The following is a 12,663-nucleotide window of genomic DNA, read 5'->3' on the forward strand; positions in this document are numbered from 1 at the left end:
GCGACGGCGTCGCCCGCCAGCCCCTGGCCCCGACCCGCGAGGGCTACACCTTCGCCGGCTGGACCTATGACTCCAAGGGTACCGACCCGGTCGACTTCAGCAAGCCCGTCCAGGGCGGCGGCGACCATGTGACGTTCTACGCCCAGTGGACCAAGGATAAGGGCGCTGACGAGAACGTCAAGGACGTCCTCTACTTCGCCAACGGTGGTGTATTCTTCGACGGCAACGAGACGCTCCAGGGCGTGACCGACGGCGACGGCGTCGCCCGCCAGCCCCTGGCCCCGACCCGCGAGGGCTACACCTTCGCCGGCTGGACCTATGACTCCAAGGGTACCGACCCGGTCGACTTCAGCAAGCCCGTCCAGGGCGGCGGCGACCACGTGACGTTCTACGCCCAGTGGACCAAGAACGAGACGCCTGCTGTCCAGACCCACAAGGTCAATTTCTATGTTGATGGTTCCACCACCACTGTTGAGGTCGAGGACGGCAAGACTGTTGCTCAGCCCAGCGATCCTTCCGTTGATGGCTTCAACTTTGTCGGCTGGTCTTCTTCCAAGGAGTCCTTCAAGAAGTTTGACTTCTCTACTCCTATCACCGAGGACACCACTGTCTACGCCTTCTTCACCGCTAAGACCCCCAAGTCCGATTCTTTGAAGAAGGATGATGGCAAGAAGCAGGTTGCTGCTGACAAGAAGGACGAGGCTAAGGCCAAGAAGAACGCCGCTGCCCTTCCTACCACTGGTGACCCGACCTTTGTTGTGACCTCCGCTGCCGCCCTTACCGGCGCCGTGGCTGTCGCTGTGGGCATGTACATGACCAAGCGTCGCGAGCACTAATCACTTCTAGTGTTTACTTCCGGGCTTAATTAGCCCAAACCTGATAGCCGCGTGGGGACCCGACCCCCACGCGGCTTTTATGTTTGAATTATCTTGCGTGAGTTTTGTCGGCTCCTACATCCGTTTTTAGATGTCCACGTCATGGAAAAGAGCGCCGCTGCGATATATGCAGCGGCGCTCTTTTTTGTTGATTCTTATTGTGCCAGCTCGGTCCTAGGCCAGTGCGCGTACGTTCGAGGAGATCTTCAGCACCAAAAACTCGGTCGAGGAGCCCAGCTTGAGCAGGTCGCCGTCGTGGATGGGAATCTGCTTGTCCTCGTCATCGGCGGTGCGCAGCGAGCGCGGCTTTTCGATAACGGTGGTCGCGCCACTGTGTGTCACCAGCACCGTTCCATTGGTGGAGCGAAGGCCGCTTGCGAGCCATGTGCCGTTAGAAAACGCTACACGCAGGTGCCGGCGGGATACATCGGGACCCACGTTGGTGATGCTGTTTCGGTCGTGTGCGAACGAGCCTAGAACCGTGCCCTCGGGATCGAGGCTCAAGGGATAGATCGGCGGCAAGGCCGAGCCGTCTTTCGCAAGCCTGAGCAGCCCCAGTTTTGCAGGAGGCTCGTTGACCTTGTGGTTGGTATCCTGCGCCTGGACGACCTCGGTGGTCTCGAGCGTGCCAAAGGTCTGGGCTAGCTGTGTGATGGCAAAGTTTTTGACTTCGGAGGCGGCGGCATTGGGATCGGCCAGGCATCCACAGACCGTTAGCGCAAGGAGTTCCAAAAGGCGCCGGTCGCTTTGCTTGAGGCCCGGCATGACGGCGATGCGGTCAAAGATATTGCGCAGGATGGAACCATCGAGCTCCCAGTGTTCGAGCGACGTTGCCATGCGCTCGAGGGCATGCGCCGTAATGGCTTGCTGGCGAGCGTTGGCGGCCGCTGGACTGCTGCCGCCGCCGATTTTTACAGCGGCGGCCAAGTTCTGGACGCTCTGCGAAAAATCGGCAAACATCTCGGAGTCGATCTTGTCGGTACCCGGAACGACGTGCACCACGCGTCGCGATAGGAACGTCTTTTCGGTAATGCGAAACCTTGGGGCCGGTTTGGAGCCCATCGGCTTGTCCGAAATCAAGATGCGCGCCGCTTCGCGATTATTGATCTGCAGGTCGCACTTAAGGAAATCAAAGAGCACCTCGGAAGGTGTTTCCGCACGCATGATGCAAGGCTCCTTTCTGGTATCCGGGGAAGGTGTTAGATGCAAAAGCCGGGCAGGACATAGGTCATTTGGTCCGGATCGTTTCCAGGCGTTGCCCAGCTAAACACGTCGCCGTCTTTTCCAACGCGGTTAAAGTACGTCGAGTTGGCGCCCTCGCTGCAGTCGGCGCTGGGGGTGCGCTCCCAGTAGCAGATCTTTTTGCCGGCGACGGTGCGGATCATGGCGTCGTTGGTGGTCAGACTGCTTACGCTCTGCTCGCGATAGAGCTGGTACTGTTCGCCTTCTCCGCTGTAGAGGTCAGAAAGGTATCCGTAGCCGTCTGCGAACGTTTCAGGCGCCTGATAGCCGCACAGCTCGCTCATGGACGGCAGCCACAGCTTGTCATCGGTGGCGGTGATGCTGGAGGCGTCTTTGGTGCCGCCGGTGTTGTTGGTGAGCTTTCGCACCGAGCGGATCTGATTACGGAGATCGTCGGGCAGCGTAGCCATGCCCTTGTCCGCCAACCATTCGCGAAGCGACGATTGCTCCCAGCCACCCATCGCGGCGCTGTCATTTACGGCGCGCATGGCGATGGGGGTACGGAACATAAAGGTGATGCCAGCGGGGAGGCCGTCATCGGTGAGCGTGTCTGCCTTAAAGCCCACGATCTGGACTTGTGCCTTGGTCACCCCGTCGGAAAGCCTGACGGTCTTGGTGTTCTCGTTTTCGAGGGACTGCTTGCTGTTTACCAGGTGGTAGGTTTCGGCAATCTCGAGCGCCTTTTTGTTGGAAGATGTCTCTTGTATTTTGCGGGAGATCAGGGCGAGTTCTTCCCAGGTGTAATCGTCGAGTGACGGCTTAATGCCGTGCGCAAGGTCGATGAGCCCCCAGCACCCCGTGGCAAGGGCAGAAGCTACGATGCCGGCAACGCAGACGCCGCCGAGCGCGAGCGCGGCGCGACGCGAGATGACAGGGTGGCGCGTCTGAGCCTTGTCGGAGCCGGAAGGCTTCGGTTGTTGGCTAAAGCCAATCGGGGTGGGCAGCGGCGTACGCGGCTCAAAATCGATGTCTTTAATCCAGGCATCGAGCTTGCCGACAATTGTGGACAACGGCGCGCGCTGGGACTGCTCGTTATGGATGCCGCTCATGATGACATCGACAAGCTTTTGGTCGCCGGGCAAACGCGCCTCAAGTGGCTCGGGCTCGTGCTCGATCTTGTACAGGTAGGGTGACTGGTCCATATGCTCGTTTAGGCGATATGGCGTGTGACCGGCATAGAGCGTGTAGAGCACGCTGCAGAGCTCATATGTATCGATGCTGGGCGACGTGCGAAGCGGCGCCAGCTCGGGGATGTCGTTGGAGAGCATCTCGGGCGGGGCGAACTCAGGGGTGCCGTTGCGCCAGATGCCGGTGGACATGGTAAACGAAGGGTCCGAGCGCTTGATGCTGGAGCTGCCCAAATCGACCAGGCAAAGGTCGAAGCTGCAGTGCGCAATTTGCTGGGCAAGGGGCCGGCGCGTCGTGCGAATGATGATATTGCGCAGCGAGATGTCGCGGTGCGCAAACGGCGCATCGAGCTTTTGGGCGCCCAGGAGAATCTCTCCCAGGCGTTTTCCGATGGCGGCGACGGTGTTGGCGGGAATGTGGCCGCCATCGGCGGGGTCGGTTAGCTCTGCCACGGCATCGCGAAGGGGCAGGCCCTCGATCCACTCCATAAGGATGGCCGGCGTGTTGCCGGTGTAGCCGTAGCCATAGGTTTTGGCAAAACCGCTCAACAGGGAGACGGCCGCAAGATTGCGATATTCCTCGGTGAGCGTCTTGATGCCCGAAGGGGTGACGGCGGGGCCGTTTTCTTCGCGGCTATCGAGAGGCCACAGCGTTTTGAGTGCAAAGGTCTCGCCCTCGGTGTTGGCGACCTTGCGAAGATGGTGGGAACCTCCGTCGACTGCCCCGCAATCCAGCAGGGTGGTAAAGCGGCGAATGGTATCGGGGTCTTCGGAGGTCGCAAACAATGCGTTTGGTTCAAAGGGGGACAACGCGATGATACTCATGTCCGTGTCATACGTCACGGGGCGATCCTTTCGAAAAGAAAATGCATAACGGTGATGTTAGCGAAAAGGTAGCGCAACCGTTGACTTAATTGAAAAGGTGCCGTTATTTGCATGGGTTGATGCAAATAACGGCACCTTGTGCGTCGATAATGTGTGCGCGGGCTAGTCGGTGATGCGGATGACCAAGAAGCGCGTCGTGGCACCCAAGCAGAGCGTATCTCCGTTGTGAATCTCGACGGGGGTGTTGGCAAAGTTGGCGGGGCGGTCACGGCGGGCCGGCTCGATAGGCTGGCGGCAGCGGTCGACGCCCGAGATCAAAAACGATCCGTTGGTGGAGTCGAGGCCCTGCGCAAACCAACGCCCATCTTGCAGCCAAACGCGCAGGTGCTGGCGCGAGACATCGGAATCGACGTCAGTGATGGCGTTTTCGTCGCCCGTCAGCGATCCGATAATGCTGCCCGTCGGATCCATGGATAGGGGGCGCAGCGGCGGACGCGCCGAGTTGCCCACAACGCGCAGCAGGCCCAGGCGAATATCTCCCGTAGGGCGTGCGGCAGCCGAGAAAAACGAGGTGACGGTTGTCTCGACGGTGCCGAGCGTCGAGAGCATCTGGTCGGACACAAACGACTCGGTGTATTCTATGGCGCGGGCGGGGTCGCCAAGACAGCCGGTAACGATAAAAAAGACCAAGTGGATGTAGAGGCGATCTTTAATGTCGCTATCGTTAGCGGTCTCAATGCGCTCGACGCCGTTTCTAAAGAGCATGCCGTCGACGCCGCAATTGGTAAGGGCATCCTGCATGTCTGGGACGCACGATTCCATATAGCGTTTAGCGACCTTGCTCAGCGATTGGGGGTCGGAGCCTCGGTTTTGCATGATGAGGTTGAGTATCTGGCGCGCACTTTGTTCAAAGGGCTTAAACAGCGGCTCGGGAAGGTCACCGGGTTTGGCGTGAACGATTTCGCGCGAGATAAACGACGGGACCGTCAAGCGTTCGGAGATGAGGCGTCCACCGTAACGGGCGTTGCCGGCCATGAGAATTTGCGCGGCGTTACCGTTGTTGATGCGACCGAGTGACTTAAGCCCGGCGTACAATGCACAAGATGGAGTATCGGCCATTTGTTTTTACCCCCCCCCTCCTCAAAAGTGACATTGAATACGTAAGCATGGTCAATTATAGGCGCTTTGCAGCTCGAAATGCTCGCCAGGGGGCGCGGACGGTGTAAATCGCTGCCGGAAGACAGCAAATCAAAAAGCGGAGAGCGGATTAATAAGCTGGGAAAACGCGTTAGTAAGACCGTTGTGGGCAACATTTGGCATGATGTCGCTTTGGCTTTTGGTCACGGGGCCGTGCGGTACCATAAACGTTAATAAACTTTGACGAACGACCCGCCGAGCTTGCCCCGGCGGGCTTTTGGCGTTGCAATGCCGGAGGAACAGCATGCTCATTCACCGTATAGCCGCGCAGCTCTACACTGCCGAGGCCTTGCAAACCGTCGAGGCCGGACTCGATGCCGGCGAGGACGTGACGCTGGCCGTGTCGCAGTCGGGCCGTACGCTTATGGCGGCCGCCCAGTTTGCGCGTCGCCCGCGCCCGACGGTCTACATTGTGAGCGGCGAGGACGCGGCCGATCGCGCCGCGCGCAGCCTTGCCGCCTACGTGGGCCTGGCGCATGTGTGCCGTTTTCCCGAGCGCAAGGACTATCCGTGGCGCGAACAGGCGCCCGACGACGCCGTGGTGGCGCAGCGCTGCGAGGCTCTGGGGCGCATCGTGCGCGGCGACAACTGCATCGTGGTCGCCTCGGCCCGCGCGCTGCTGCGTTGCGTGCCGCCGGTCGAGAGTCGCTATTGGGAGTCCACCACTTTTGCGGTGGGCGAGGAGATTCCTTTTGACGAGGTGCCGCAGCGCCTGGTGGGCATGGGCTACACCAATGCAAGTGCCGCCGATGCGCCCGGCCTGTTCCGCGTGCACGGTGACACCGTCGAGGTATTCCCCGCGCAGGAGAAGGCGCCCGTGCGCATCGAGTTCTTCGGCGACGAGATCGACCGCATCCGCCGCATGGTGAGCTCCACGGGCCAAACCATCGGCAACGAGGACAGTATCGAGATCTTCCCGTGTCGCGAGTTGGCACTGACCGACGAAGCTGTCCACAACATGCACGTGGCGCTCTATCGCGCTAGCCAGGACGACAGCAAGCTGGCGGCGCTGCTCGAGATGGTGGATGCGCGCATCGTCACGCCCGAGCTCGACCGCTTTTTGCCGGTGATGTACGGCCAGACCGTGAGCCCGCTGGCGCACGTGAGCGGCAAGGCGCTCGTGGTTCTGTCCGAGCCGCGCTCGCTGTTCGACGACTGCCTGCGTGCCTACGAGGATATCGAGGCCCGTGCCGGCGAGGCGGGGGTTGACCGACTGGATGGCTTGTACGTGCGCGCCCAACAACTCGATTTTGGTGCCCAGCAGCGCTTGAACTATGTGAGCCTGATTCGCGCCGGCGGCGCGGTTACGGCAGAGCTCAAGATTGAGCAGCCGGCCATTGCGGGTTCGGACAACCGCTTTATGACGCGCGTTCAGGAAGTCGTGGGCAAGCGCTACGCCTGCGTGTTTGCCATTCCCGACCGCGGTGCGCGCGAGTCGATGGAGCTCACCTTTGGCGACGAGGGCATTACCTTTGAGGAGTCGCTGACGGCAGCGCCCGAAAACGCCGGCGTCATTGGCGACCACGTGCGCGTGGCAGCGGCAGATTCTGCCGATCGTGCTGCCCGCCAGGATGCTCATGCTGCAATTCGCGAGCGCCGCGCCGACGCGCTCAACGCTCGCTCGCTCGAGGCGGGCGCCGCCCAAGCTGCCGCCGGCGCCGCCGTGCCCACCATCTCGCGCGGACGCGTGACTTTTGTCGATGCTGCCCTGCCGCAGGGCGTGGTGGTACCCGATGCCAACCTGGCCGTGTTCTCGATCGCCGACCTCAACGCCCGCATGGACGCCAACCGCGCGCGCAGCCGCCGCAAGGTGGACATTACGCAGATCACGTTCCCGTTTAAGCCAGGCGACTACGTGGTGCACGCCACCCACGGCATCGCGCTCTTTAGCGAGATCGCGCGCCAGGAAGTGGGCGGCAAGGAGCGCGACTACTTCTTGCTGGAATATGCCGACGGCGACAAGCTTTACGTGCCACTCGAGCAGGTCGACCGCATCACACGCTATGTTGGCCCCGACGGCGACAAGCCGCGCCTGACCAGGCTCAACACCGCCGACTGGACGCGTGCCACCAACAAGGCGCGCAAGAACGCCAAAAAGCTGGCGTTTGACCTGGTCGATCTGTATACGCGCCGCTCTTCGATTACCGGTATCGCCTGCCCGCCCGACACGCCCGAGCAGATCGAGATGGAGGAGAGCTTTCCTTACGACGAGACGCGCGACCAGCTGGAGGCCATCGCCGATATTAAGGCCGACATGGAAGCGCCCAAGCCCATGGACCGCCTGCTGTGCGGCGACGTGGGCTTTGGCAAGACCGAGGTCGCCCTGCGCGCGGCGTTTAAGTGCGTGGACTCCGGCCGCCAGGTCATGGTGCTTTGCCCCACGACCATTCTTGCCCAGCAGCACTACGAGACGTTCTTTGAGCGCTTTGCCCCGTTTGGCCTTGAGGTCGAGGTGCTCAGCCGCTTCCGCACGCCGGCGCAGCAGAAGCGCGCGCTCAAGGCGTTTGCCGAGGGCACGATCGATGTGCTTATTGGCACGCACCGTCTGCTTTCGGCCGATGTGAACCCCAAGAACCTGGGCCTGGTGATCATCGACGAGGAGCAGCGCTTTGGCGTGCAGCACAAGGAGCAGCTCAAGAACCTGCGCGAGCAGATTGACGTGCTCACGCTTTCGGCAACGCCGATTCCGCGAACCATGCAGATGGCCACGAGCGGCGTGCGCGACATGAGCCTGATCACCACACCACCGACCGGGCGTCGTCCCGTGATCGTGCACGTGGGGGAGTACGATCCCGACGTGGTGAGCGCGGCGATTCGCCTGGAGGTGGGCCGCGGCGGACAGGTGTACTACGTGTCCAACCGCGTCAAGACCATCGACGACGCCGTGGCGCGCGTGCACGAGGCCGCGCCCGAGGCGCGCGTGGGCGTGGCGCACGGCAAGATGAGCCCGCGCGAGGTCGAGGACGTGATGATTGAGTTCGCGACCAAAAAGATCGACGTGCTCATCGCCACGACCATCGTGGAGAGCGGCATCGACAACGCGACCGCCAACACGCTGATCATCGAGGATTCGCAGCGCCTTGGCCTGGCGCAGCTCTACCAGCTCAAGGGCCGTGTGGGCCGTTCTGCCACGCAGGCCTACGCGTACTTTATGTTCCCGGGCGAGCTGCCGCTCACCGAGGAGGCGACGGCGCGCCTGACCGCACTTTCCGAGTTCCAGGACCTGGGCAGCGGTATGCGCATCGCCATGCGCGACCTGGAGATCCGCGGCGCCGGCTCGCTTATGGGCGCCGAGCAGCACGGCAACCTGTCGAGCGTGGGCTTTGACCTGTTTACGCAGATGCTGGGCCAGGCCGTGGCCGAGGCGCGCGGCGATGACGATGCCGGCGTGGAGGCGGCGAGCGTGGGCATTAACCTGCCGGCCGATTACTTCTTGTCCGAGGAGTACCTGCCGGCGGTGGATCAGCGCGTGCTCGTGTACCGTAAGCTCGCAGCGGCCGAGGACCTGGAGAGCATCGATGAGGTGCAGGAGGAGACCGAGGCTGCGCATGGCGAGCTGCCGCTGGCAGGGCTCAACCTGTTCAATCGCGCGCGCATCCGCATTCGCGGCGAGCGCCTGGGGCTCGAGAGCGTCACGCTCAGTGGCGGCCGCATCACCTTCTTGGGCGTCGACGTGCCCAAGAAGGTGGCCTTTGAGCTTAAGACCCGCTATGGTGCGGTGAACTTCCCCAAGAGCCGCAAGCTGTCGGTGCCCTACAAGGCGGGCGCCGGTGCGGGCAGCGGCCTGGGTCGTGGCCTCGACGCCAACGACGGCACCGGTCCCGTGGCGGCGGCGCTCATGCTGCTGCAACAGCTGGGTGCCAGCGACGACGACTAACAAGTAGGAGGCGTGGCGGGACGAAGTCATCTTTGTCCCGCCACGTTGCAGGTTGATTCCAGCCCCATCGAAAGGAAAGCATGTTCGGGTACATCTACAAGAAAGACGCCGCTGCTATCGCGGTTATCCTTGCCCTTTGTCTGGGCGTGGGCAGCTTCTTCGATTATCAGATCTCGAGCGCGCTGTTCAATATCGGCAGCATGTACGGTCGCTTTATCGAGGCCGCCGGCGAGCTGCCGTTCGAGCTGACGGCGAGCATCGCGGGCGTTATGCTCGTGCGCGCGGTGCGTCCCGATTCCAGGGGGAGCAAATGGCTCGCCGTGCTCGGCATCCTCGTCAACATTGGCCTGGCCGGCTACGAGATCGTTTCGTCCCTGCGGGTTGGCGGCAAACTCATCGCGGTTCAGTTGGTGCTGACGTTTGTGCTAGTCATCGCTGCCAACCTTATCGTCTATCGCCTCACGCGCACGACCGAGCCCGACGAGCTCACGCGCTGGGCGCTGATGGTGCTTGCCGTGTGGGTCGCTCAGGCCATTATCCTCAACGTGATCGTCAAGCCGCTGTGGTCGCGCCCGCGCATGCGCGTGATCGAGGTGACGCAGGGACTCGAGTTTCAGCCGTGGTGGGTGATTGGCAACCCCGACAAGTGGGCCTATATTGCCGCCGGTGTAGTCAAGGACGGCTTTAAGTCGTTTGCGAGCGGACACACGGCGCACGCGGCGATCGGCCTTATGCTCGCTGGGCTTCCCGCGACGGCCTTTAAGGAAAAGCCGTCGCGCCGTCGTGTGGTCTTTTGGACGGCGGCTGTGGTCGCGGCGCTCGTCGCGTTTGGCCGCATCGTGATCGGAGCGCACTTTTTGAGTGACGTGAGCTGCGGTTTTGCTCTGGTACTGGCACTTGAGTGCCTTGCCGCGCGCATTGCCTATCCCAGCGGCGTACAATAGCTCCGTTTGAATCATCTGGCCGATACCCGGTAAGAGAGGATTGCCATGCTCGCGTTTAACAACGACTATTCCCACGGCGCACATCCGGCAGTGCTGCAGGCGCTCGTCGACACCAATATGGAGCCGCAGCCCGGCTACGGTACCGATGCGCACACCGAGCGTGCCAAGCAGCTTATCCGCGAGGCCTGTCAGGCCCCCGATGCCGACGTGTTTTTTCTGGTGGGCGGCACGCAGGCCAACGCGACGGTGATCGACATGCTGCTCGCGCCGTACGAGGGCGTCGTTGCTGCCGAGACCGGCCACGTCGCCTGCCACGAGGCGGGCGCCATCGAGTTTGGCGGCCACAAGGTGCTCACCATCCCTGGCTACGAGGGCAAGATGCACGCCGAGGATCTGGAGAACTATATCCAGGTGTTCTACGAAAACGAGAGCTACGAGCACACGGTGTTTCCGGGCGCCGTGTACGTGAGCCTATCGACCGAGTACGGTACGCTGTACTCCAAGGCCGAGCTCGCGGCGATTCACGCAGTGTGCCAGAAGCGCGAGATTCCGCTGTTTGTGGATGGCGCCCGCCTGGCCTATGCGCTGGCGGCCGATGAGTGCGACATTACCCTGCCCGAGCTGGCACAGCTGTGCGACGTGTTCTACATCGGCGGCACCAAGTGCGGCGCTCTGTGCGGCGAGGCCGTGGTGTTTTGCGGCATGCACGCTCCGGCGCATCCCATTCCGCGTATTAAGCAGCACGGCGCGCTGCTGGCCAAGGGCCGCCTGACGGGCGTGCAGTTCGAGGCTCTTTTTACCGATGGCCTGTATTTTGAGATTGGTCGCCAGGCGATTGAGACCGCTCAGGCACTGCGTCGCGTGCTGCACGAGCGCGGCTACCAGTTCTTCTTGGAGACGCCGACCAACCAGCAGTTCGTGATTCTGCCCAACGAGGACATGACCCGCATTCGCGAGCATGCCTCGATTGAGTACTGGGAAAAGTACGACGAGACCCACACGGTGGTGCGTTTTTGCACCAGCTGGGCCACGACGCAGGAGGACATCGACGCGTTGGCGGCTGTCCTGTAGCCTGATGTAATGACGAGGGGCCGCCTTGCGCTTGGGTTTGGCGCAAGGTGTCCTTTGTTTTTGAGGGAGAAGGGTTGTATGACCGAGATGTCCGAGCCGACGATTCGCCTGGCGACGCCCGATGATGCGCCGGCGTTGCTTGCCATCTATGAGCCGTATGTGCGCCAGACGGCGATTACCTGCGAATACGAGGTGCCGAGCGTTGAGGAGTTCGCCGCGCGCATCGAGCGTACGCTCAAGCGCTATCCATATTTGGTGATGGAGTTGGACGGGCGTCCGGTAGGCTATGCCTACGTGAGTCCGCTTAACAGCCGCGAGGCATATGACTGGTCGGTCGAGACATCGATCTACCTGGCGCGCGACGTGCGCCACGGCGGGCTGGGCCGCAAGTTGCACGACGCGCTCAAGCAATGCCTGGTCGCGATGGGCATCACCAACATGTGCGCCCTCATCGCCGTGCCGCACGACAAGGACGACGAGTACCTGACGCACAACAGCCAGGATTTCCATGCCCATATGGGATATCGCCTGGTGGGCGCCTTCGACCGCTGCGCCCAAAAGTTCGGCCGCTGGTACGACATGTGCTGGATGGAGTTGGTCCTGGCCGAGCGCGTCCCTAACCAACCTAAGCCAACCTGGTTCCCCGACCTCCTTGCCTAAAACCACCACAATGGGGACAGGCACCTTTGTGGTGGTTTTCGATTGGTTAGCCGATGGGCTCGGTGTATTTGGCGCGGTCGGTGCGCTGGATGCGCTTGGAGACATGGAGCGGGCGGCCGTCGGTGTCGTAGACGTAGTCGGTGATCAGGATCAGCGCCTGCCCGCGCTTGACGTTGAGCAAAAACGCCTCGTTTTGCGAGGCGTAGCACACCTCAAAGGTCTTATGCCCCTGTGCCGGCGCGCGATGGAATTCTTGGCGCAGCATCGCGTAGAGCGAACCATTGATATCGCGATCGATGAGTGCTTCAAAGCTCGGTGGTAGATAGGTAGTCTCCAGGCACAGCGGCGCATCGTCCAGATAACGCAGACGGACAAGTTTGACGAGCTTGCTGCCCACGGTGACATCGAAGAACTTGGCAGCATTGCCCGCGGCCTTGGCAAAGCCCGAGTCCACCGTGCGCGTGGTGGGCTTCATGCCCTGACCCTGGACCTGTGCCGTATAGCTCGAAAACACCAGGTTGTTCTCGTGGAGCGCCGGCGTGTCGGCCACAAAGGCGCCGCGCCCGCGCTCGGTGCGAACCAGGCCCTCATCAGCTAGTACCTTAAGGGCATGGCGCACGGTGCTGCGCGACAGACCCGATTCGTCCATGAGTTCCATCTCGGACGGCAGCTTGTCTCCACGTGCGTAGGTGCCGGAGGCGATGCGGTCGCGCAGTATGCCCGCCAAGCGCTCGTATTGGGTCAGTCTCTTTTTAGATGAAGCGTTCATGCGATCAACCTGTATCTAACTTGCATGCGTATCTAATCAAGCATGTATTCAATACAACAACAAAACCGCTGGTATC

The 12,663-nt window shown here is 61.7% G+C and carries 9 protein-coding genes; 5 read left to right on the forward strand and 4 right to left on the reverse strand.

What is annotated here, in order from left to right; all coding sequences use genetic code 11:
• The coding region (locus V2391_RS05240; RefSeq protein ID WP_329738485.1) for an InlB B-repeat-containing protein at positions 1 to 836 on the forward strand (836 nt) is incomplete at its 5' end.
• A gap of 213 nt (positions 837 to 1,049) precedes the next feature.
• On the opposite strand, the gene V2391_RS05245 is transcribed toward V2391_RS05240, so the two are convergent.
• The 3 genes from V2391_RS05245 to V2391_RS05255 all read right to left on the reverse strand — a co-directional run bounded on the left by V2391_RS05245 (position 1,050) and on the right by V2391_RS05255 (position 5,188).
• A complete protein-coding gene (locus V2391_RS05245) occupies positions 1,050 to 2,039 on the reverse strand; it encodes an FHA domain-containing protein (protein ID WP_329738486.1) in 990 nt (329 codons plus the stop codon).
• Positions 2,040 to 2,074: 35 nt separating this feature from the next.
• On the reverse strand, positions 2,075 to 4,087 hold the full coding sequence (locus tag V2391_RS05250; RefSeq protein WP_329738487.1) for a DUF6273 domain-containing protein: 2,013 nt from the start codon (positions 4,085 to 4,087) through the stop codon (positions 2,075 to 2,077).
• Between the two features lie 144 nt (positions 4,088 to 4,231).
• Positions 4,232 to 5,188: an FHA domain-containing protein gene (locus V2391_RS05255; protein WP_329738488.1), complete on the reverse strand. Its 957-nt coding sequence runs from the start codon at positions 5,186 to 5,188 to the stop codon at positions 4,232 to 4,234.
• A gap of 322 nt (positions 5,189 to 5,510) precedes the next feature.
• Here V2391_RS05255 and mfd point away from each other — a divergent pair, with 322 nt between their 5' ends.
• The 4 genes from mfd to V2391_RS05275 all read left to right on the forward strand — a co-directional run bounded on the left by mfd (position 5,511) and on the right by V2391_RS05275 (position 11,818).
• Positions 5,511 to 9,143 (forward strand): transcription-repair coupling factor, encoded by a 3,633-nt coding sequence (gene mfd / locus V2391_RS05260; RefSeq protein WP_329738489.1) that lies wholly within the window; start codon positions 5,511 to 5,513, stop codon positions 9,141 to 9,143.
• A gap of 80 nt (positions 9,144 to 9,223) precedes the next feature.
• Complete coding sequence (locus V2391_RS05265) at positions 9,224 to 10,087, forward strand: phosphatase PAP2 family protein (RefSeq protein ID WP_329738490.1); 864 nt, start codon at positions 9,224 to 9,226, stop codon at positions 10,085 to 10,087.
• Positions 10,088 to 10,132: 45 nt separating this feature from the next.
• Positions 10,133 to 11,158, forward strand: a complete 1,026-nt coding sequence (locus V2391_RS05270; protein ID WP_329738491.1) for a threonine aldolase family protein — start codon at positions 10,133 to 10,135, stop codon at positions 11,156 to 11,158.
• Positions 11,159 to 11,236: 78 nt separating this feature from the next.
• Positions 11,237 to 11,818: a GNAT family N-acetyltransferase gene (locus V2391_RS05275; protein WP_329738492.1), complete on the forward strand. Its 582-nt coding sequence runs from the start codon at positions 11,237 to 11,239 to the stop codon at positions 11,816 to 11,818.
• A 46-nt stretch (positions 11,819 to 11,864) separates the two neighbouring features.
• Here the strand turns inward: V2391_RS05275 and V2391_RS05280 are convergent, their stop codons facing one another.
• Positions 11,865 to 12,587 carry a GntR family transcriptional regulator gene (locus V2391_RS05280; protein WP_329738493.1) on the reverse strand — a complete coding sequence of 241 codons (723 nt, stop codon included), beginning with the start codon at positions 12,585 to 12,587 and terminating at the stop codon, positions 11,865 to 11,867.
• Between the last annotated feature and the right edge of the window lie 76 nt (positions 12,588 to 12,663).

Source organism: Collinsella sp. CM84Y_54 (genome assembly GCF_036317945.1).
GTDB lineage: Bacteria > Actinomycetota > Coriobacteriia > Coriobacteriales > Coriobacteriaceae > Collinsella.